The organism is Allorhizocola rhizosphaerae (genome assembly GCF_003426775.1).
GTDB classification, from domain to species: domain Bacteria; phylum Actinomycetota; class Actinomycetes; order Mycobacteriales; family Micromonosporaceae; genus Allorhizocola; species Allorhizocola rhizosphaerae.
Window position 1 is genome coordinate 23,310 of the sequence record NZ_QJUG01000034.1, and the last position, 21,640, is coordinate 44,949.

A 21,640-nucleotide genomic window follows, 5' to 3' on the forward strand; every position below is an offset into this window, starting at 1 on the left:
TCACCGCTCCTGATGGCGCTTGAGGACCATGCAGCTGTTGAACCCGCCGTGGCCGCGGGCATTGACCAGCACCACGTCCACGGGCAGCTCGCGTGGGCGGTCGACGAGGTCCAGCCCGTAGGACGGCACCGGCTCGCACAGGTTGCCCACCGCCGGTGCGACGCCGTCACGCATCGCCAGCAGCGCGGTCGCGACGTTGACCGCCGCGCCGCCGGAACACAACCGGCCGATGAACCCTTGCGGCGCGCTGACCGGCACCCCACCGGCGCCGAAGACGGTGCGGATCGCGTCGGCTTCGAGCGCGTCGAGGGCGGCGGTTCCGGCGCCGTCGGCGACGACCAGACTGACCTGTTCCTGCCGCACTTGCGCCTCGGCCAGGGCACGCCGCATGGCCCGTACAAGCTGACGGCAGTCCGGCGCCGGATCCTCATGGTGGTACGCGTCGTGGGTGGCCGCGTAGCCGGCGATCTCACCGTAGATCTGCTGCGCCCCCCGCTCGAGCGCAGCCGATTCGTCCTCTAGCACCAGCACCGCTCCGCCCTCGCCCGGCGCGTATCCATTGGCGTTGACGTCGAACGGCCGGTAGCCCTCGCGCGGGTCCCGGCTGCGGGTGGTGCGCCCATTGGCTATCTGGCACACGAGTGCATATGGCGACAGTGGCGCCTCGGTGCCACCGGCGAGCACGGTCGGTGTGCCACGGCGGATGACCCGCCGCGCCCCCTGCAGGCAGTCCAGCCCGCCGGCCGCCTCGGAGACGAGCACCGAGGCGGGACCCTTGGTGCCGTGCAAAATCGAGGTCTGCCCGGCGCTGGCCGCGTAGAACCACGCGATCGACTGATACGCGCTCACCGCGCCGGGACCCTTGCTCCACAACGCTTGGATCTCACGCTGCCCGAACTCGTTGCCGCCCGAACCGCTGGCGAGCACGACCGAGGTCTGGTATGGATCGTGCGCGGCGGGGTCGTATTTGGCGTCGTCGAGCGCGAGCTGCGCCGCGGCCAGCGACATCCACGTCCACCGGTCGGTCTGGACCGCCAGCCGGGCGTCGACGTGCTCCTCGACGGTGAAGCCTTCCACCTGTCCGGCGAGCGTTGTGGCGTACCCGCTGGTGTCGAAACGGTTGATAGGGCGCACCTTGAGCTCACCGGCGAGCGTGGAACGCCAATGCTCCTCGGCACCGATGCCACTCGGTGCGACGACTCCGATACCGGTGACCACGGTTCTAGCGGTCATGATGTCCCTCCCGGTTTGGTAAGCACGACGGCGGACTGGAACCCGCCGAACCCGCTGCCGACCGAGAGCGCGACGTCGACGCGGTGCTCACGCGCCTGACGCGGCACGTAGTCCAGGTCGCACTCGGGATCGGGGTTTTCGTAGTTGGCCGTTGGCGGCACCACGCCGTGCCGTATCGCCAGTACGCAGGCCGCCAGCTCGATGGCGCCGATGGCGCCCAGCGAGTGGCCGACCATCGACTTGATTGAGCTGACCGGAACGCGGTAGGCGTGCTCGCCCAGGCTGCGCTTGAACGCGGCGGTCTCGTGCCGGTCGTTTTGGATCGTGCCCGAGCCGTGCGCGTTGACGTAGCCGACCGCCGTGGGATCGAGGCGTGCCTCGGCCAGCGCGGCGTCGATCGCCTCGGCCATCTCCACGCCGTCGGGCCGCAACCCGGTCATGTGATAGGCGTTGCAGCGGTTGGCGAAGCCGCGGATCTCGCACAGCACCTCGGCACCGCGCCGCCGGGCGTGCTCGGCCTCCTCCAGCACGAGCACCGCGGCGCCCTCGCCCATGACGAACCCGTCTCGGGTGGCGTCGAAGGGCCGTGACGCGCCGCCGGGGTCGTCGTTGCGTGCCGACGTGGCCCGGATCGCGTCGAAACAGGCCATGGAGATGGGCGAGATGGGCGCGTCGGTGGCGCCGGCGATGACGATGTCGGCCTCGCCGTCGGCGATGAGCTGGTGGCCGTTGCCGACCGCGTCCAGCCCCGACGTGCATCCGGTGGAGACGACCATCGCCGGGCCGTGCGCGCGGAAGCGGCACGCCACCTCCGTGGCCAGTGCGCTGGGCACGAGCGCGTGGTAGAGGAAAGGGCTGGCGTAGCGCTGGTCCACCAGCCATTTCCGGCCGTGGTCGCTGACCACCGAGTACTCGTTCTCCAGCCGCGTGGTGGCGCCGACCGCACTGCCCAGGCTCACCGCGACCGTGTCGTGGTCGACCCCTGTCCCGGAGGCCAGGTCCAACCCGCTCTGCCGCACCGCTTCGTCCGCCGCGGCGAGCGCGAACTGGACGAAGCGGTCGTTGCGGTGGATCTCCTGGAGCGTGAGCCCCGCCGCCAACGGATCGAAGTCGCACTCGGCGGCGAGCTGCGAGCGCAGGGCCGACGGGTCGAAGAAGGTGATCCGGCGGGTCGCGGTCCGCCCGTCGGTCAGCAGCCGCCAGAACGACTCGCGGTCAGTTCCGCCGGGAGCGACCACGCCGACGCCGGTGACGACGGTGCGGCGGTCGGGGCCACTCATCGGGGGACCTCTTGCGGCAGCGGCTCGGTGTCGACGTGGCCCAGGTGCGGCGCGGGTGCCAACGGCGCCAGCTGGAACACCAGAAAGGCGCTCTGCGGGCCCTCGTTGATCAGCCGGTGGCGCACGCCGATCGGGATGAGCACCCCCTCGTTGGCGCGCAGCGGACGCTGCACACCGTTGAGCCGCAAGGTGATCGCGCCCTGCACACAGAACAGGAACTCCTCGGAGTACGGATGCCAGTGCTCGGTCACCACCTCGCCCGGCTCAAGCCGAAGCGTGCCAAGGAAACCTGACGTCGCACCGACCGTCGCCGGCGACAGGATGGTCCGGATGTCCCCGCCCCGGCGCCGGTTGGCCGGCACGTCGTCGATGGACACGGTCTTGATGAGATCAGTCTCTGTGATAGTCATGCTCGTTCGCCTGCCAGCTGCTCGATCTTCTTGCGGATGATGTCCATCTGGATCGCCGTGTTGGCGTTGATCCGGTCGGTCATGGCGGCCGTGTCGATGGGCGCATCCGGGCGCATCCGGAAATCCTGAATCCAGCGCATCCGGGTGCCGCCCGCCTCGGTCGTGTAGATCCATTCGATGTTCATGAACTCGAATGGGCCGGGCTCGACCCGGCGGGCCACCACGCGCCGCGTGACGGGGTCGGGGGTGCGCTCCGACACCCAGCTCCACACCTTGCCGTTCTCATCGGGGTGCATCGCCAGGCGGAACCGCACCGTGGCGCCCTGCCGGTCGATGATCTCGGCGGAGGCGTACTCGGTGAACAGGTTGGGCCAGTTCTCCACGTCGTTGGTCACTTCCCAGACCAGGTCCAGATCGGAGTTGATGAGCACGGAGTTGTCGACGTGCCCGATGGTCGGCGCGGTCATGCGGCACTTCCCTGCTTGGCGGCGAGGCCCTCGTTGACGTGACTGACGATCTGGCCGAATGTGCAGGACTGCGGCTCGGTGGGCAGCTGTACCCCGTACATGCCCTGCAGTTCCGCCTGTAGTTGCAGGAACGCCAGGGAGTCCAGCCCCACGTCGGCGAATGTCCACTGTGGATTGTCGGTGCGCGCCGGTTCGGGCAGGCCGACCTTGGCGACGAGCAGTGTCATGAGATCGTCGATGGAGAACGTCTCGTTCGGCATGGTTCCTCTCCTTCATTGCTGAGCCGGTGCCAGTTCGGCCACCAGCGAGGTGTTGTGGGTTCCCGCGGCGAATGACGGATGGCGCATCGCCGTGCGCAGGAAGTCGCGGTTGGTGCATACACCCGGGCCTTCGGCGTGAAACTCGTCAAGCGCGCGAAGCATTCTGGTCACCGCCTGCGGCCGGTCCGGTCCCCACACGGAGATCTTGGCCAGCAGCGGGTCGTAGGACGGCGAGATGCGGTGTCCGGCACGGGCATCGCTGTCCACGCGCACGAACTGCCCGGCGGGCAGGCGCAGCTCGCTGAGCCGGCCCGGGGTGGGCAGGAAGTCACGCGCGGGGTCCTCGGCGTTGACCCGGCATTCGATCGCGGCGCCGCGCGGCGCCAGCTCGCTTTGCCTGAGGCTCAACGGTTCCCCGGCGGCCACGAGGAGTTGTTCGCGTACCAGATCGACGCCGTAGACCAGCTCGGTCACGGGGTGCTCGACCTGGATGCGGCAGTTGACCTCCATGAAGTACCACCGGTCCGGGCCGTCGAGGAGAAACTCGACAGTGCCCGCGCCGACGTAGCCCGTGGCGAGCAATGCCTGCACGGCCGCCCGGCAGATGTCGTCGGCCACCGCGGCCGGCAGGTTCGGTGCCGGGGTCTCCTCGATGATCTTCTGGCGGCGGCGCTGCACGGAGCAGTCGCGCAGTCCAAGGTGGACGCCGTTGCCGTACCGGTCGCAGACCACCTGCACCTCGACGTGGCGCGCCGCGGGCAGGTAGCGCTCGATGTAGACGCGGTCGTCGCCGAACAGTGCCTGCGCCGTGGCCCGGATTTCGCGGTACCGCTGGGGCAGCTCACCGGCCTCGGCGACCACCCGCATACCGCGACCGCCTCCGCCGGCGACCGCCTTGACGATGACGGGATAGCCCACGTCGGCGGCGACCTTCGCCGCCATGTCCGCGTCCACGATCGGTTCGATGCTGCCCGGCAGCATGGGCAGGCCGACCTCCGCCATGGTCCGCCGCGCCGAGGACTTGTCTCCGAGCCGTTCCATGACCGCCGCGGGCGGGCCGACGAAGGTCAGCCCGGAGGTCTCGCACGCCTCGGCAAAGTGCGGCACCTCAGACAGGAAACCGTAACCGGGATGCACGGCATCGGCACCGGTCGACATCGCAGCCTCCAAAATGGCTGCCATGTTGAGGTAGCTGAGCTTGGCCGGGCCGGGGCCGATGCACACGGCGCGGTCGGCAAGTCCGGCCACCGCGCTGTCACGGTCCTCGGTGGAGTACACCGCGACCACCTGCAGCCCCATTTCCCGGCAGGTACGGGCGACGCGCAGCGCGATCTCGCCCCGGTTGGCGATCAGTACGGTCTTGAACATTCGGTCACCCCTATTCCGCGCAGGGGGTGGCGAAGGTGAACAGGCGCTGGCCGTATTCGACGCTGCTCCCGTTCGCGGCGAGCACCGCGACCACCTGCCCGTCGCGCTCGGCCTCGATCGGGATCATCAGCTTCATCGCCTCGACGATGCCGACCTGCTGGCCCGCGCGAACCAGATCCCCCTCGGCGACAAAGGGCGGCGCCCCGGGTTCGGGCGCGACGTAGAAGGTGCCCACCGTCGGAGCGCATAGCTCGAACAGCCCGGCAGCCGCGGTTTCAGGTTCAGGATTATTTTGCGGTACGGCGTGCGCCTGCACCGGGCTGGTAAGAGTGACCCATTCCTGCGCGGGCCATTCCAGCTCCACCTGCACCTCGCCGGCCCGGATGCGCAGGATCCGCGGCGGGCTGTTGACGTCCGCGAGGAGCTTCTGCGCGCTACGGCTCACGTCGTTGAGCGCCTCCGCGAGTGAGCCGGCGCCGAGGCTCGGCACGCGCTGGTCGGGGTTGATCACCTCAGTCACGAGTTCCTCCTGAAGGAAGCGGTCACCAGATCCGCGGCACGCCCAGCGCGGCGGTCGGTGGAGCCGTCAAAATGGCGGTACCGGTCGCGCCTCGCGGCGATCAGCCCGGCCGGGTCCAATGTGGTGAGCTCGGCGAGCTCGTAGCGGATGGCCTCGCGCAGCAACGAGGCGGCATGGACGGGGTCGGCTCCGGCTCCGCCCGGCGGTTCCGGGATCACCCCGTCGGCCACACCCATCTCCAGCAGGGACCGCGCATCGATGCGCAGCGCCTGCGCCGCCTCAGGCGCCGCGGAACGCTCGCGCCACAGGATCGCGGCGCACCCCTCGGGGCTGATGACGGTATAAAAACCGTTCTCCAGCACCAGAAGCCGGTCGGCCACGGCTATGGCCAGAGCGCCGCCGCTGCACCCCTCGCCGGTGACCACCGTGACGACGGGCACCGGCAGAGTCGACATCAGGCGCAGGTTCTCCGCGATTGCGCTGGCCTGCCCCTGCTGCTCGGCCTCCAGGCCTGGGTGTGCGCCCGGGGTGTCCACGAGGGTCACCACCGGCAGACCCCACTTGGCGGCCAAGCGCATCAGCCGCCCCGCCTTGCGGTAGCCGGCCGGGGCGGGCATGCCGTACCGGTGGGCGGTCAGCTCGGTCGGCGTGTGCCCCTTCTCGTGCCCGATGATGATGATCGGGTCGCCGCCCAGCCGGCCGAGGCCACCGATGATGGCCGGACAATCGCCGCCGACGCGATCCCCACACAGCTCCTCGAAGTCGTCGAGGATCATCCGCAGGTAGTCCGACGTGGTGGGCCGGGCGATGTCGCGCGCCGCGCGTACCGCGTCCCAGGCCGGTCGCTGCTCCAGCGTGGCCGGTTCACGGACTGCCACCTGCTTCACCGGCTCGGTATAGGCGTCGGAGCGGCTGCGGGTCGCCAGCGACAGCAGTCTTCCCAGCCGGTCGCGCAGCGCCGAGCGGGGCCAAACCTGGTCGATGAAACCGCGCTCCAGCAGGAACTCGGCGGTCTGGAATCCGTCGGGAAGCCTCTCGCGGATGGTCTCCTGGATCACGCGCGGCCCCGCGAAACCCAGCCGTGCCCCGGGTTCGGCCACGATGACGTCGCCGAGAAGGGCGAAGGATGCGGCGACGCCGCCGTAGGTGGGGTCGGTGACCAGACAGACGGTGGCCACTGCGGCCTCGTTGAGCTGCTGCAGTGCTTGTGCGGTCTTCACCATCTGCAGCAGGCCGACCACGCCCTCCTGCATCCGCACCCCACCGGAGGCGGTCACGATCACCAGCGGCGCGCGCTCGGCGAGGGCGGTCTCCGCGGCCAGCGTGATCATTTCTCCGACCGCCAGGCTGAGGCTGCCGCCCATGAACCGGAAGTCCATCGCGGCGACGATCGCCGGGGTGCCGCCGATGCGCATCCGTGCACACAGGACCGCCTCGCGCAGCGCGGTCGCGTCACGTGCCGCGGCGATGCGCTCCAGGTAAGGCCGTTGGTCTACGAAGCTGAGCGGATCGCTGTCGGGCAGCTCGAAGTCGAGCGGCTCCAACGTGTCCGGGTCGGCGAGCAGGGCGAGGCGCTCGGGCGCGCTCAACGCGCTGTATCGGCCGCACTGCGGGCAGACGCCGTCGGCGCCGGCCATGCGGCGCCGGTACACCACCGCCTGGCAGCCGGGACACAGCACCCAGTGCGGCCGGTGGGCCTCCGGTGTGCCCCGCGTCAGCATCGTTTCCGCCATCTCCGACGCCCCTTTCGCCAGGAATACCAGGTCAAATCTGATTGGTCACTTTCGCCGTAATTGACTCTTCCAGGGCATCCCTTGACGCTCGCTGGAGTTTCACTTTGCTCCGATTAGAGCCGTTGACCTGCAGGAACCACATACGCCCAGTATTTTTAGTCCTGAAACAGCCAAGAGTTCGGATAGGAGTCCTTCGGGCTACCGCGACACTCGGAGGCAGCATGGACTGTCGCGTTCTCGGCCAGCTGGCTGTGCGTTCCGGCACCGTGATCGGTTGCTTGACCGCCCCAAAACCACGTAAGGTCTTGGCGCTGCTCCTGGTACGCGCCAACCTGGTTGTGCCGATCGAGACGTTAAGCCGCGAGCTGTGGAGCGATGATCCTCCCGCCAGCGCGCACACCACACTGCAGACCTACGTCCTGCAGGTGCGCCGGATGCTCGCGAAGACCCTCGGCATGGCCTCCGAAGCGGTTGCCCGTGACATCCTCGTCACCACGGCCGACGGCTACGTGCTGCGCGTCAAACCCGGCGAGCTGGACCTGCACGAGTACGAGCGGCTCGCCGCCGAAGGCCGCGCGGCGCTGGCCGAGCATGACGACGTGCGGGGCTCCCGCCTGCTGGGCGAGGCGCTCAAGCAATGGCACGACGCCGCGCTGGTCGATGTGCGCCTGGGCCCGGTGCTGAGCGTGGAGGTCGGCCACCTCGAGGAGAGCCGCCTTGCCACGTGCCAGCTGCGCATCGATGCCGAGTTGCGTCTCAACCGGCACCACACGGTGCTGTGCGAGCTGAGCAGCCTTGCGGCGCAGCATCCGCTGCACGAAGACCTGCAGGCGCAGTACATGGTGGCCCTCTATCGGGCGGGCCGGCGAACCGACGCGCTCAACGCCTTCCATCGCCTGCGCACCACGCTGCTCGAGGACGTCGGTCTGGAACCGTCGCGGCGCATCCACAGCATTCAGCGTGCGATCCTCACCGCCGACCCGGACCTTGACAACTTCGCGCTCTCCATGCGGTACTCGCCGAACACGACAGCGTGAACCCGCGGCCGGGTCATTGACGATTCAGATCGAGCCCGACCGGATTGGCCGTCGAACTCGACGAGGTTGCGCCACAACGCCTTGCGACCCCGGCCGAGGGATAGCACCGGCGCCGGGTCACTTACCCGCGATCGCGGAATCGTCGCTTGGTTGTGTTGCCGGAGTCTCAACGCTCTCGCGTGGCGGGCGCATCAGCTGTCGAGGCACCTTGTGCCACCTGATCTGCGAGCGCCGCCGAACCAACCAGTTGGCTGTACGGCTCTGCTGCCATGTGTCTGCAACGAAACGGTAGAAGCGGTCCGGCAAAAACACGGCGTCAGCGATGATCATCGCGGCGGAGAAGAGCGGGAGTCCCATGAGGACGGCGATGCCGAGATGCATGCCGAGCATCATCGCCAGGACTGGGTACTTGATTCTGCTGAACAGGACGAACGGGAATGCGACCTGCAACAGGACGGTCATGTAGCAGACGACGGCGACCAGCAGCGGGAGGCTATCGACAAAGGACGACAGGGTTGGCCATGGCCGGAACAGCTCCTGGTTCAGGACATAGTGCAGTGCGGTGCCGTTGCCCCAGGTTTCGCCGTGCACCTTGTAGAAGCCGGCAGCCCCATAGAGGATGCAGATCTGGGCGGCGATGATGAACATCGCGCAGTTGTGCAGGACCGTGGTCAACGTCTGGCGAGCCAAAACCCATCCAGAGGCTGCGTCAGGCCTCGCGCGAAGCCGGTTTCTCCGTGCGTCCAGGGACCACCGCCGCCCACAGGCGGTGAACACGAGGTAGATGGCCATGAGGATGACGAGATTGTCTCCACCGTCGGTCATGTAGACGGCTCTGGCGTGAAACGAACCCACCACAATCGCGAACAGGATTGACGTCACCCTCGTTCGCCAGCCAAACATGAACAGTGCCGACGTGAGAATCGCCCCTACGTAGCAGGCTTCGAAATACACACGGTTGTCGGACAGGGTCAAAATGCTCGCCCAGCCGGTCTGCTCGAACAACTGGTTGGCCAGGCTTGGCGTCCACGGTGAACCCGGACCCCAGATTTCGTCGCGGTGTGAAAACTCCGTCAGCAGAAAAACCAGGTAGAACAACCCATATCCGATGCGCAGCGCCGCCGCGGCATACAGGGAGACCGGCTGTTCGGTCAGAGCAGTGCCGAGCGCGCTGAGACGGTCGAATGCTCGCCGCTTGTTCGCCTCTGTCGTGTGCGCACCGGTTGGCTCCAGCCCCGGCATTGCGGGCCTAGCTGTCATTGGACACCGCCCACCACGGGAGCAACCTGACATCGGCAACGGGACGCGGCGCCGGGCGGGAATTTCCCACTTCGGCCGGCCTCGCGATCGGCTTGGTGATCACGCGCAATTGGATGGCCTCGAAGGGCGCCCGGCGGTGAGCGGTGAGCCGCTGCACGGCTATGTTGCGCAAGTATTGCTGGATCATCATTGCACGTTCCGAGTGTGGCTGATCGTCGTTGCCATGAGTTTCGAGGTAGGCGACCCAGGCGCGGCGTAGCATGTTGTGGTTGGTATGACTGGGGAAGGGATTGTTCTCGATGGCGGCGTAGTCCACGGCGCTCAGGTCGAACCAGTCGCTGACCTTAGCGACACCGTCTTTGGTGGTCCGCGTCCGCACTGATATTTGCCGGGTGGCTGTTTCCGGATCCGGGGCGAACAATCGCCAGTTCTGTTCAAAGAACGGGTTGACCCATGCATCGATCTGCGCGCCATACCGCTTCGTGATCTCGTTCGGCGGGGCGACATGCAGAAACACCAATGCGATGTGCACAAGGGACACGACCACGCACACAGCCACGGCGATTCCCATCACTGCGTTCAAAAACTGCGGCGGTTCCGCCTGCTGCACGCCGCCGGTGCTCGCAAGGTCGGCCGTCCGCGGGGCGGTTTCTTCGCGTTGTGTACTCATGTCACCCGTCGCACGTCTGCAATCCAACCCTTTGTCATGCGCGACAGCGCCTTTCGTTCTCTCGCAGGTGTCAGTGGTTGAGACCGGCTCGCGGCCAATCTCGGCGGGATGTGGGCAGCTCCAGGGATTTCGGCTGCACGTTTCCCACGTCCCGCCTCGCTCAGGTCACGGCCGCGCGCGGCGGCGTCCGCAAGCACCGCCGCGCGCTCAGTTTGCGCCAACCGTCGAGGACGGCTAGCTGCGCTTCACCTTCTTGCCGTGGCCGCCGTGACCTCCACGGTGACCGCCGTTGCCATCGTCGTCACCGCCGTGACCACCATGACCGCCGTGGTGACCGCCGTGGTGACCGCCGTTGCCATCGTCGTCACCGCCGTGGTGACCGCCGTTGCCGTCATCGTCACCGCCGTGGTGACCGCCGTAGCCGCCGTGACCGCCATGACCGCCGTAGCCGCCATGACCGCCGTAGCCGCCGTAGCCGCCGTGACCGCCGTAGCCGCCATGACCGCCGTAGCCGCCGTGCATTCCGCCATGACCGCCGTGAGCGCCACCGTGCATTCCGCCGTGAGCGCCACCGTGCACGCCACCGACCACTCCGCCTTGCACCCCGCCGTTGTTGTTGCCGCCTGTCGTGCCCCCCAGCACGCCACCCAGAACGCCGCCCAGAACGCCTCCGAGCACACCGCCCAGTATCCCGCCGACGATCCCGCCGTTCGTGGTGCCGCCGACGACCCCGCCGTTCGTGGTACCGCCGACCACCCCGCCGTTCGTGGTACCGCCGTTCGTGGTACCGCCGACGACCCCGCCGTTCGTCGTGCCGCCGGTGGTCCCGCCTGGCGCGCAAATAGACCGCGTGATGACGTTGGTATCCAACGTCACGGAACCGTTGCGTGCCAACGCCCGGCCCTCGATGTCGGTACCCGTCTGGACGGCGATTGAGGTCAGAGCCATGATATTGCCCACGAAGTCGGAGTTCGTGCCGATGGTTGCCGAGCTTCCGACCTGCCAGAAGACGTTGCAGGGCGCCGCACCGTTGATCAGGCTTACCGTACTGTTGGAAGCGGTGATCAGAGTCGATGCGATCTGGAATATCCACACCGCATTGGGGTCGCCTTGGGCATTCAGCGTCAGCGTGCCGGTGAGTTGCGCGGTGCCGGGCAAACGGTAGACACCTGGGATCAGAGTGAGCCCCCCGAGCTCCGGGGAGGGGAGGAAAAAGTCAGGGGCTTGGCCCGCGGCGTTGAGGTATCCCGCGGTCAGATCGGACTGTGCCTGAGCAGCCACCGCGTCCGCAACATGAATTTCTCCGTTCACGATTCCGGGCGGGAAGCCGGTTACCGACGTCCCGGGACTGACGCCAAGGTCGCCGTTGATCACCGACGGGCCGGTGTTGGTCACGGACTCGCCGCCCAACACGGCGAAGCTGGTCGCGGCGCCGAGAGGTACGAACGTGGCAATGGCATCTGCGCGTGTCGGTACCAAGACCAGCGCAGCTGCTGCCGTCACCGTCGTGACGGCAGCAGCCAACCACATGGAGCGTGAGCGCCGACGAGGCGCTGTCGAGACTTCAAGTGTCATATGAGAAACTCCTACGGCAATGTGCGCTTTCTGAATATCGCTCAGGAAGCGTGTCGTGAACCCGCTAAAAGGTGCCCGCATCTTCGATCTCCCACATGACGCACCGCAGGTAGGCGCACACGGAGCCGATCCAAGAGTAGGCAAAGCGGATATTACTGGACAAATGGCTGCTCACAATGACAATGAGGGGCGAGTTGAACCGACCAGTTCTTGGCGGTTCCTAGCCGCATCCGGAACCGATATCCGCGCACCCATGACCCCTACCGCGTGCGGAAACGCTTCACTTCACGCCCGACCTGGCCCATCACTTGGCAATGACCGTGGCCTGGGCGTCCGGTGGCAGAACCGCAACGACGCGATGCCGGTCCTGCTGCGCCGGTTCAACCCCGGTACTACTGGGCTGGTGCACCTACTTGCGGTCCGGAGTGTCCAGTGGGCTGAATCCGACACAAACACCACGGCATCACCTGGAAGGAAATGTGACGCCGCTTCTGCGGCGGAGGCTGGTGGCCGACGCTGTGGTCGAACACGAGGTCCAAATTGGACACGATCGAACAGGTGACGGCGATGGAGAAGATCGGCCACGACGCCCAGGCCCAAGGCAGGCCCGGTTCCGGCCGGAGATGAGAGCGTTCTGCCGAGTGTTGACCGTGCGGTTCAGCGTTATGGCGTCCGGTCGTGAGGGCTCAGGGCTGGAAACCGTCGGCGAGTCGCAGCGAGATGGCCGCTGGTAGGTAAACCAAGCAGCACGTCGGCGTCACCGCCGGAGAGTCCCTCACCCGTGACGAGTCCGTCGGCTCGGGTGGGTTCAGCGTGCGGCGAGGGCGACCGTGTCCGGACGGATCGGGGCCGGCAGAGCCGACGACCCGGACAGGTAGGCGTCGACCGCCGCCGCGGCAGCCCGTCCTTCGGCGATGGCCCACACGATCAACGACTGTCCGCGCCCGGCGTCACCGGCGATGAACACACCGTCGGTTGTGGACCTCCAACCGGCGTCACGGATCGCCCGACCGCGCGAATCCACCTCGACACCGAGGGCTTCCAGGAAGCCGCCCTTGGCCGCGTCACCGATGGACACAAAGCCCATCGCCAGCAGCACCAGGTCTGCTGGGATCTCGCGTTCGGTTCCCTCGACCTTGTAGAACCTGCCGTCGAACATCTCGACCTCGTGCAGCGCGAGCGCCCGCACATTGCCGTGCTCGTCGCCCACGAACCTCTCGGTATTGACAGCGAACAGTCGCTCGCCGCCCTCCTCGTGGGCGCTGGAGGTGCGGTAGATCAACGGCCAGGTGGGCCACGGGGTGGAGTCGGGGCGCAGGTCGACCGGCCGCGGCATGATTTCCAGCTGCGTCACGCTCCTGGCGCCTTGGCGATGGGCGGTCCCGAGGCAGTCGGCTCCGGTGTCACCACCGCCTATGATCACCACATGCTTTCCTGCCGCGTCGATCGGCGACGAGTCAAAATCGCCGAGTTGTACGCGGTTGGCCGGCACCAGATACTCCATTGCCGAATAGATGCCTGCCAGCTCGCGGCCTGGCACCGGAAGGTCACGCGGAACCGTTGCCCCTGTGGCGATCACGACCGCGTTGAACTCCGCACGTAGTTGCTCGGCGGTGAGGTCGGTGCCGACGTGGACGCCGGTGAGGAACCGGGTGCCTTCGGCCTCCATCTGCGCCAGCCGCCGATCGAGGTGCCGCTTCTCCATCTTGAACTCCGGGATGCCATATCGCAGCAGCCCGCCTATGCGGTCGGCGGATTCGTACACGGTCACCTCGTGGCCGGCGCGGGTCAGCTGCTGAGCGGCGGCCAGCCCGGCCGGGCCGGAGCCGACCACCGCGACCTTCATCCCGGACAGCCACGCCGGAATCTGCGGCGCGACCCAGCCCTCGGCCCAGGCCCGGTCGATGATCTCGACCTCGACCTGCTTGATGGTGACCGCGTCGGAGTTGATGCCGAGCACGCACGCGGCTTCACACGGAGCGGGGCACAGCCGCCCGGTGAACTCAGGGAAATTGTTGGTCGCGTGCAGCCGGTCGCTGGCAGCACGCCAGCTGTCGGTGCGCACCAGGTCGTTCCACTCCGGAATGAGGTTCCCGAGCGGGCAGCCGTTGTGGCAGAAAGGGATCCCGCAGTCCATGCAGCGACCCGCCTGGGTCTGGAGCTTGTCGGGTGCGAACGGCTGGTAAACCTCGCGCCAGTCAGAGATCCGGACCTCCACCGGGCGGCGCTTGGGCAGCTCCCGGCCGTTCTTCATGAATCCAGTGGGATCAGCCACGAGCCGCCTCCATGATCGCCTCGTCCACGTTACGACCGGACAGTTCGGCCAACCGCCTTGCCTGCATCACCCGTCTGTAGTCCCGGGGCATGATCGTCGAGAACGCTGCCGAGTGTCGCGGCCAGTCGGCGAGGATGGATTCGGCCACCACCGAACCGGTCTCGGCATAGTGGCGTTCCACGATGGACCGCAGCTCGACGGCATCCTCCACCGACAGTGGCTCGATGTCGACCATCTCGGTGTTGACCAGCGAATGGTCCAGATTCAGCACGTGGGCCACACCGCCGGACATGCCGGCGGCGAAGTTTCGCCCGGTCGGGCCGAGCACGGCGACGCGCCCGCCGGTCATGTACTCGCACCCGTGGTCACCGACGCCTTCGACAACCGCGACCGCACCGGAGTTGCGGACACCGAACCGCTCGCCCACCCGGCCACGCAGGTACAGCTCACCCGACGTGGCGCCATAGAGGATGGTGTTGCCGGCGATGATGTTTTCCTCGGCGACGAACGCCGCGCTCTCATGTGGACGGACGATGATTCGACCGCCGGACAGCCCTTTACCGACATAGTCGTTGGCGTCGCCGTACAACCTCAGGGTTATCCCCGGTGGAAGAAACGCGCCGAAGGACTGGCCCGCGGTGCCGGTGAGCACGATCTCGATGGTGTCGTCGGGCAGGCCCTTGCCGCCGAACGCGCGAGTCACCCGCGAGCCAAGCATGGTGCCCACGGTCCGGTGGACGTTGCGCACCGGCAACTCGATCCGGACCGGCTGCCCGTCGGTGAGCGCACCCTCGGCTAGTTGGATCAGCGTGTTGTCCAGCGCCTTGTCCAGGCCGTGGTCCTGACCGATGACCTGGCGCCGCGGCGTCCTGTCGGGAAGTTCGGGCATCGCGAGGATCGGCGACAGGTCCAGGCCGGCGGCCTTCCAATGGTCGATGGCCGGGCGGGTGTCCAGCATCTCGGCGTGTCCGATCGCCTCGTCGAGACTGCGGAACCCGAGGTCGGCCAGATAATGCCGCACCTGTTCGGCAATGTACTCGAAGAACGTGACCACGAACTCCGGCTTGCCGTTGAACTTCTTGCGCAGCTCTGGATTCTGCGTGGCCACACCGACCGGGCAGGTGTCCAGGTGACACACGCGCATCATGATGCAGCCCGACACCACCAGCGGTGCGGTCGCGAAGCCGAACTCCTCCGCGCCCAGCAGCGCGGCGATGACGACGTCACGACCGGTCTTGAGCTGGCCGTCGACCTGCACGACGATCCGGTCGCGCAATCCGTTGAGCAGCAAGGTCTGCTGCGTCTCGGCCAGGCCCAGCTCCCATGGCGCTCCGGCGTGCTTGAGCGAGGTCAACGGCGAGGCACCTGTCCCGCCGTCGTGCCCGGAGATGAGGACCACATCGGCGTGCGCCTTGCTGACCCCCGCCGCGACCGTGCCCACACCCACCTCGGCGACGAGCTTGACGTGGATCCGAGCCCGATCGTTGGCGTTCTTCAGATCGTGGATCAGCTGAGCCAGGTCTTCGATGGAGTAGATGTCGTGGTGCGGCGGCGGGGAGATCAGGCCGACGCCGGGTGTGGAGTGCCGGGTGCGGGCCACCCACGGATACACCTTGTGTCCGGGCAACTGGCCGCCCTCACCAGGCTTGGCACCTTGCGCCATCTTGATCTGGAGGTCGTCGGCGTTGACCAGGTATTCACTGGTGACCCCGAACCGTCCACTGGCGACCTGTTTGACGGCGCTGCGTCGAGCAGGGTCGTAGAGCCGATCGACGTCCTCTCCACCCTCGCCGGTGTTGGACCTGGCGCCGATCGAGTTCATCGCGATCGCGAGCGTCTCGTGCGCCTCGGCGGAGATGGAGCCGTACGACATCGCGCCGGTGGAGAACCGCGTGACGATGCTTTCCACGGATTCAACCTCATCGATCGGTACCGGTGGGCGGGCGCCGACCTTCAGTTCGAACAAGCCGCGCAGGGTCGCCGCCTTGCGCGACATGGAGTCCACCGCGGCGGTGTACTTTTCAAACACCTCAAACTGTCTGCTACGGGTCGAGTGCTGCAGCAGGAACACCGTCTCAGGGTTGAACAGATGCAGTTCGCCCTCGCGTCGCCACTGATATTCCCCGCCCGTTTCCAGCCGGCGGTGTGCGGTGCGCGTGGCATTGGCCTGCCAGGCGCGCGCATGCCGGGCGGCAACCTCCGCATGGATCTCGTCGAGCCCGATCCCACCGAGCTTGCTCGATGTGCCGGTGAAGTACCGCTCGACGAGTTCGTCGGACAGGCCGACCGCTTCGAAGACCTGCGCGCCGATGTAGGAGGCGACCGTGGAGATGCCCATCTTGGACATCACCTTCAGCACACCCTTGCCCATGGCCTTGACGTAGTTTCGCACGGCCTTGTGTCGGTCGATGCCGGCGAGCGCGCCAGTGGCGATCATGTCCTCAATGGACTCGAAGGCCAGGTACGGGTTCACGGCACCGGCGCCGTAGCCCAGCAGCAGCGCCATATGGTGCACTTCGCGAGCGTCGCCGGCCTCGGTGACCAACCCCACCATGGTGCGGGTCTGCTCGCGGATGAGGTGATGGTGCACGCAGGCGGTGAGCAGCAGCGACGGGATCGGCGCCAGGTCTGCGGTCGAGTCGCGATCGGATAGCACGATCAGCCGTACACCATCTTCAATGGCTTCGGAGATGTGCCGGCAGATCTCGATCAACCGGTTCTTGAGACCTTCACCACCATCGTGTACCCGGTACAGGCCCGAGACGGTGATCGCCTTGAACCCGGGCATGTCGCCGTCATCGTCGATGTGGATCAGCTTGGCGAGCTCGTCGTTGTCCAGCACGGGAAACGGCAGGACGATCTGACGGCAGGACGCCGCCGACGGTGCGAGCAGGTTCTGCTCCGGCCCGATCGTGCTGCCGACCGAGGTGATGATCTCTTCCCGGATCGCGTCCAGCGGCGGGTTCGTCACCTGCGCGAACAACTGGCTGAAGTAGTCGAACAGCAGCCGCGGGCGCTCGGACAGCACCGCGATGGGGGTGTCCGTGCCCATCGATCCGATCGGCTCGACGCCGTCGCGGGCCGCCGGTGTGATCAGGACCCGCAGCTCCTCCTCGGTGTAGCCGAACGTCAGCTGGCGCCGCAGCACCGCCTCGTGGCCGTAGGTGATGTGCTCCCGGTCAGGCAGCTCGGACAGCCGCATCAGGCCATCGCGCAACCAGTCGGCATACGGATGCTCGGCGGCCAGCTCGGACTTGATCTCCTCGTCGTCGACGATGCGCCCGGCGGCGGTGTCCACGAGGAACATCCGGCCGGGTTGCAACCGTCCTTTCGCGACGACCTCGGCCGGGTCGAAGTCGAGGACACCGGCCTCGCTGGCGAACACCACGATATCCCCGCTGGTACGCCACCACCTGGCCGGACGCAGACCGTTGCGGTCGAGGACGGCACCGATGCGGGTCCCATCGGTGAACGCGATGCAGGCCGGACCGTCCCAAGGCTCCATCACCGAGGCGTGGAACTCGTAGAAGGCGCGCCGCGCCGGGTCCATCGTGGAGTTGTTTTCCCAGGCCTCGGGAATCATCATGAGCACAGCGTGTGCCAGCGAACGGCCGCCCAGGTGCAGCAGTTCGAGGACTTCGTCGAAGCTCGCGGAGTCGCTCGCCCCCGGTGTGCAGATCGGGAACAGGCGCCTGAGATCACCGGGAATCAGGTCGCTTTCCAGCAGCGCCTCGCGCGCACGCATCCAGTTTCGGTTGCCGTTGAGGGTGTTGATCTCGCCGTTGTGTGCGATATAGCGGTACGGATGCGCCAGCGGCCAGCTCGGGAACGTGTTGGTGGAGAACCGGCTGTGCACCAAGGCGATCGCGCTCACCAGCCGCGGGTCGGACAGATCGGGGAAGAACACCGGGAGCTGACCGGTCGTCAGCATCCCCTTGTAGACCACCGTGCGGGCGGACAACGAGGAGAAATACACGTCGACACCGCGCTCGCGGGTCTCCCGCTCGACCCGGCGCCGCACCACAAACGCCAGCCGTTCCAGGGGAAGGCCGGACTCACCCGAGATGAACAACTGGGCGAAATGCGGCTGCACAGAACGAGCGGACGGGCCGAGGTCCGCGCCTTGCGCGTCGATGGGCAGGTCACGCCAACCCACGAGCTTAGCGCCCTCCTCGATGATGATCCGCTCGATCACCTCGATGGCACGCGTCCGTTGGCTGGTGTCCGCGGGAAGGAAGGCATTGCCCACGGCATAGGTCGGCTCCCCGGACGCGGTGGGCTCCGGCAAGGGGAAGTCGGTGACCGCGCAAAGGAATTCGTGCGGCACCTGCACCATAATTCCCGCGCCGTCACCGGAGTTGACCTCGCAGCCTGCGGCGCCACGATGCTCCAGATTGCGCAGCGCGGTCAAGCCCGCCTCGACGATCGCGTGCGAGCGTCGGCCGCGTGCGTCCACGACGAAGGCGACGCCACAGGCGTCGTGTTCGTTGGCGGGGTCGTAGAGACCCTGGGCAAACGGGACAGCGGAAAATGTCACGTGTCGGCTCCTGACAAACGTCATGGCCAGCGTGGCTGTGATCATGAGTTCGGCGGGACGACATCGGCCCAGTAAATTCCCTGGAGCGTACACAATGACCCGCGAATTCGTAAGGCAGCAACTATGCCTACGATGGGTAAGACACCCTCAAGGCGTAACCGGGAACCGCAGTGACGCCGCCTACCGGAGGCGCTCGGCGATCGCGGCCAGTGCTCGCCAGTCGTCGGCGAGCGGCTTCTCGTCCCGCGGGTGGTCGGGGTTTGGGTCGAGCACCACGTAGGTGCTGCCGAGGTCGATGAGCTCGCGCACGTCGGCGCACACCTGGGCCAGGCTGCCCTCGCCCGCCCGCCGTTCACGGAGGTCGCCGGCGGTGAGCCGGGCCCGGATGCGGGGTGCGAGTGCGGGCATCGGCCTTCCGGCTTCGGCGGACGCGACCCGTAACGACGGCACGCCCACCTCGCGTAGCCACGCAGGCTCCCGATTGATTGGGTGCCAGGCCTCCCCGAACCGGGCCGCCCGCCGGATCGCGGCAGGGCTGGACCCGCCGACCCAGACCGGCGGGTGTGGCGTCTGCGCGGGCCGCGGTCCGGTGCGGACGTCGCGGTAATCGGCGAATTGGCCGTCGAGTGACACCACGTCTTCGGTCCAGGCCGCGATGATGGCGGCCAGATATTCGTCGGTCACCGCTCCCCGCTTCGCGAACGGGATGCCCAGGGCATGGTACTCAGGCTCGGACCATCCGATCCCGACGCCGAGCACGAAACGCCCGTCGGCGAACCTGTCGATGTTAGCCGCCATCCGGGCCACCAGCAGCGGGTGCCGGTACGGCAGCACAGCGACGCTGGTTCCCAACTGGAGCGTGGAGGTGAGGCCGGCAAGCCACGAGAGCGTGGCGAACGGGTCGTAGAACGGCGCCGGGTAGATCTCGTTGACGTCCGGGGTCGGCGCTACATGGTCGGACAGCATCGCGATCCCGAACCCGTGCTCCTCTGCGAAGCGGGCCCAGCCGACCAGGTGCTCCGGCGTAGCGGTCGGCCCGAAGTTGCGGATGTTGAGGCCGAGGACCGTCACGCTGCGGCCCTGCCCTGCCGGTACCGCCGGAACGGCTCGGCGGCACCGTCGGTGGGCAAGTGCACTATCTGCTCCGGTGCCAGTCCCCGCGCGGCTGCCTGCATGCGCCCGAGCAGATCAGTGGGATCGAGCGTGGCCGGGTAGCCCAGGTCGGGCACATCCTCCTTGGCTGCGGCGTAGACGATGCGGCCCACCCGGGCCACGGCGGCCGCGCTGTGGCACAGCACGCACGGCTCGCAACTGGACATCACCGTGGCTCCACCCAAATCCAGCGTGCCCAGCGTGCGGCAGGCGGCGCGGATCGCGGCCACCTCGGCGTGTGCGGTCGGGTCCTGATCGCGCAATGCCGTGTTCACACCGGTCGCCACCACGTTCCCTCCGTGGACGACAAGCGCCCCGAATGGCAGCTGGCCGGCGTCGGCGTTGGCAACGGCCAGCCGGACCGCCTCCCGCAAAAGATCCCGCTCATCCATGAGGGGTGAGCCTAGCGCGATCCATGCCGGGTCAGGCCGCTGAAATCCGTGAAGCGGAGGCACAAGTCGGCCACCGGCATTCGAACAAATCCCCGCGCCGCTGCAACGACTATCGCCGCCAGTCGTGCCCACTCGCAACAATGCGGCAGGTGATATTGGATAGCCAGTCTGGTGTGGACCCGGCAGACTCTTGCGTTGGCGCTCACCCGCGAAGAGGAAGGAGAGGTGTGATGTCATTCGAAATTATTGGTGGTACCGCGGCACCGCTCCGGCTATGGGCCGACCCCTCCACCGTCGAGGAGCGGGCGCTGCAGCAGTTGCGCAATGTCGCTGACTTGCCGTGGGTGCACGCGGTGGCGGTCATGCCCGATGTGCACACGGGGATCGGGGCCACCGTCGGCTCGGTCGTCGCCATGCACGGCGCGGTTTCGCCGGCGGCGGTGGGGGTCGACATCGGGTGCGGCATGACCGCGCAGCTGACCTCCCTGCGTGCGGAGGATCTGCCCGATGACCTATCCCGGCTGCGCAGCGCCATCGAGAAGGCGATCCCCGTGGGGTTCGGGATGCACAAGCATTCCGTCGACGTCGACCATCTGAAGACGGGTCTGCGTGGCTGGCACCGTTTCTGGAGCGACTTCGACGACCTGGCCGCGCCGCATGTCCTGCGGCGCAAGGGTCGCGCGATGCAGCAGCTGGGCACGCTCGGCGGTGGCAACCACTTCATCGAGGTCTGCCTGGACACGCAGGGCCGGGTCTGGCTGATGCTGCACTCCGGCTCGCGCGGTGTCGGCAACGAGCTGGCCCAGTTCCACATCGAACGGGCCAAAGAGCTGCCGCACAACGCCGACCTGCCCGATCCCGACCTCGCGGTCTTCGTCGCCGGCTCGCCGACGATGGAGGCGTACCGCCGGGATCTGTTCTGGGCGCAGGATTACGCCCGGCGCAACCGAGCGGTCATGATGGCGCTGCTGCGCGATGTCGTGCGGGCCCAGTTCCGCAAGGCCACGTTCGGTGAGGAGATCTCCTGCCACCACAACTACGTGGCCGATGAGGTCCACGATGGGCACGAGGTGCTCGTCACGCGCAAGGGCGCGATCCGGGCGGGCGCCGGCGACCTCGGCATCATCCCGGGCTCGATGGGCGCTTCGTCGTTTATCGTGCGCGGGCTGGGCTCGCCCGCGGCGCTGGAGTCGGCCTCGCACGGTGCGGGGCGGCGAATGAGCCGCACGCAGGCCCGCAAGCAGTTCAGCGCGGTCGACCTCGAAGAGCAGACCCGGGGAGTGGAGTGCCGCAAGGACAGCGGGGTGGTCGACGAGATCCCCGCTGCATATAAGGACATCGATGAGGTCATGGCGCGCCAGTCGGACCTGGTCGAGATCCTGGCACGGCTCAAGCAGGTGGTCTGCGTCAAGGGCTGATCCTGTGCCGTAGCCGGGAGGGATTTCCCCTCCCGGCTGATCGGAGGTGCCGC

At 67.4% G+C, this 21,640-nt stretch carries 17 protein-coding genes; 2 read left to right on the plus strand and 15 right to left on the minus strand.

Going from position 1 to position 21,640, the window contains the following annotated elements:
• Genes DM816_RS09645 through accA form a run of 8 tightly spaced genes read right to left on the minus strand, consistent with a single transcriptional unit; the run spans position 1 to position 7,271 of the window.
• Positions 1-1,233 carry a beta-ketoacyl synthase N-terminal-like domain-containing protein gene (locus DM816_RS09645; protein ID WP_117209812.1) on the minus strand — a complete coding sequence of 411 codons (1,233 nt, stop codon included), beginning with the start codon at positions 1,231-1,233 and terminating at the stop codon, positions 1-3.
• The gene (locus DM816_RS09650; RefSeq protein WP_117209813.1) at positions 1,230-2,513 is read right to left on the minus strand and encodes a beta-ketoacyl-[acyl-carrier-protein] synthase family protein; all 1,284 of its coding nucleotides are present in this window, start codon (positions 2,511-2,513) and stop codon (positions 1,230-1,232) included. The genes DM816_RS09645 and DM816_RS09650 overlap by 4 nt, the downstream gene beginning before the upstream one ends.
• Entirely contained in the window at positions 2,510-2,923 is a 414-nt protein-coding gene (locus DM816_RS09655; RefSeq protein ID WP_117209814.1) for a cupin domain-containing protein, read from the minus strand. The genes DM816_RS09650 and DM816_RS09655 overlap by 4 nt, the downstream gene beginning before the upstream one ends.
• Entirely contained in the window at positions 2,920-3,390 is a 471-nt protein-coding gene (locus DM816_RS09660) for an SRPBCC family protein (RefSeq protein ID WP_117209815.1), read from the minus strand. Before DM816_RS09660 ends, DM816_RS09655 begins: the two co-directional genes overlap by 4 nt.
• On the minus strand, positions 3,387-3,650 hold the full coding sequence (locus DM816_RS09665) for an acyl carrier protein (RefSeq protein WP_117209816.1): 264 nt from the start codon (positions 3,648-3,650) through the stop codon (positions 3,387-3,389). Before DM816_RS09665 ends, DM816_RS09660 begins: the two co-directional genes overlap by 4 nt.
• A 12-nt stretch (positions 3,651-3,662) precedes the next feature.
• Positions 3,663-5,018, minus strand: coding sequence for an acetyl-CoA carboxylase biotin carboxylase subunit (locus DM816_RS09670; RefSeq protein ID WP_117209817.1), 1,356 nt, complete (start codon positions 5,016-5,018; stop codon positions 3,663-3,665).
• Positions 5,019-5,028: 10 nt separating this feature from the next.
• Positions 5,029-5,538, minus strand: a complete 510-nt coding sequence (locus tag DM816_RS09675; RefSeq protein ID WP_117209818.1) for an acetyl-CoA carboxylase biotin carboxyl carrier protein — start codon at positions 5,536-5,538, stop codon at positions 5,029-5,031.
• A complete protein-coding gene (gene accA, locus DM816_RS09680) occupies positions 5,535-7,271 on the minus strand; it encodes an acetyl-CoA carboxylase carboxyltransferase subunit alpha/beta (protein ID WP_246001777.1) in 1,737 nt (578 codons plus the stop codon). The genes DM816_RS09675 and accA overlap by 4 nt, the downstream gene beginning before the upstream one ends.
• Positions 7,272-7,492: 221 nt before the next feature.
• Between accA and DM816_RS09685 the strand changes: the two genes are divergently transcribed.
• Positions 7,493-8,308, plus strand: coding sequence for an AfsR/SARP family transcriptional regulator (locus DM816_RS09685; protein ID WP_117209819.1), 816 nt, complete (start codon positions 7,493-7,495; stop codon positions 8,306-8,308).
• A gap of 117 nt (positions 8,309-8,425) precedes the next feature.
• Here DM816_RS09685 and DM816_RS09690 read toward each other — a convergent pair whose 3' ends face one another.
• The 7 genes from DM816_RS09690 to DM816_RS09720 all read right to left on the minus strand — a co-directional run bounded on the left by DM816_RS09690 (position 8,426) and on the right by DM816_RS09720 (position 20,169).
• Entirely contained in the window at positions 8,426-9,550 is a 1,125-nt protein-coding gene (locus tag DM816_RS09690; protein WP_117209820.1) for an HTTM domain-containing protein, read from the minus strand.
• Between the two features lie 7 nt (positions 9,551-9,557).
• Positions 9,558-10,238, minus strand: coding sequence for a DUF5819 family protein (locus DM816_RS09695; RefSeq protein ID WP_211588617.1), 681 nt, complete (start codon positions 10,236-10,238; stop codon positions 9,558-9,560).
• 234 nt (positions 10,239-10,472) lie between these two features.
• On the minus strand, positions 10,473-11,813 hold the full coding sequence (locus DM816_RS09700) for an ice-binding family protein (RefSeq protein WP_117209821.1): 1,341 nt from the start codon (positions 11,811-11,813) through the stop codon (positions 10,473-10,475).
• A gap of 808 nt (positions 11,814-12,621) precedes the next feature.
• Positions 12,622-14,088: a glutamate synthase subunit beta gene (locus DM816_RS09705; RefSeq protein ID WP_117209822.1), complete on the minus strand. Its 1,467-nt coding sequence runs from the start codon at positions 14,086-14,088 to the stop codon at positions 12,622-12,624.
• The gene (gene gltB / locus DM816_RS09710; protein WP_246001779.1) at positions 14,081-18,625 is read right to left on the minus strand and encodes a glutamate synthase large subunit; all 4,545 of its coding nucleotides are present in this window, start codon (positions 18,623-18,625) and stop codon (positions 14,081-14,083) included. The genes DM816_RS09705 and gltB overlap by 8 nt, the downstream gene beginning before the upstream one ends.
• 180 nt (positions 18,626-18,805) lie before the next feature.
• The gene (locus DM816_RS09715; RefSeq protein WP_117209823.1) at positions 18,806-19,696 is read right to left on the minus strand and encodes a TIGR03619 family F420-dependent LLM class oxidoreductase; all 891 of its coding nucleotides are present in this window, start codon (positions 19,694-19,696) and stop codon (positions 18,806-18,808) included.
• Positions 19,693-20,169 (minus strand): nucleoside deaminase, encoded by a 477-nt coding sequence (locus tag DM816_RS09720; protein ID WP_117209824.1) that lies wholly within the window; start codon positions 20,167-20,169, stop codon positions 19,693-19,695. The genes DM816_RS09715 and DM816_RS09720 overlap by 4 nt, the downstream gene beginning before the upstream one ends.
• Before the next feature lie 230 nt (positions 20,170-20,399).
• Between DM816_RS09720 and DM816_RS09725 the strand changes: the two genes are divergently transcribed.
• Positions 20,400-21,587 (plus strand): RtcB family protein, encoded by a 1,188-nt coding sequence (locus DM816_RS09725; RefSeq protein ID WP_117209825.1) that lies wholly within the window; start codon positions 20,400-20,402, stop codon positions 21,585-21,587.
• Positions 21,588-21,640: the final 53 nt, after the last annotated feature.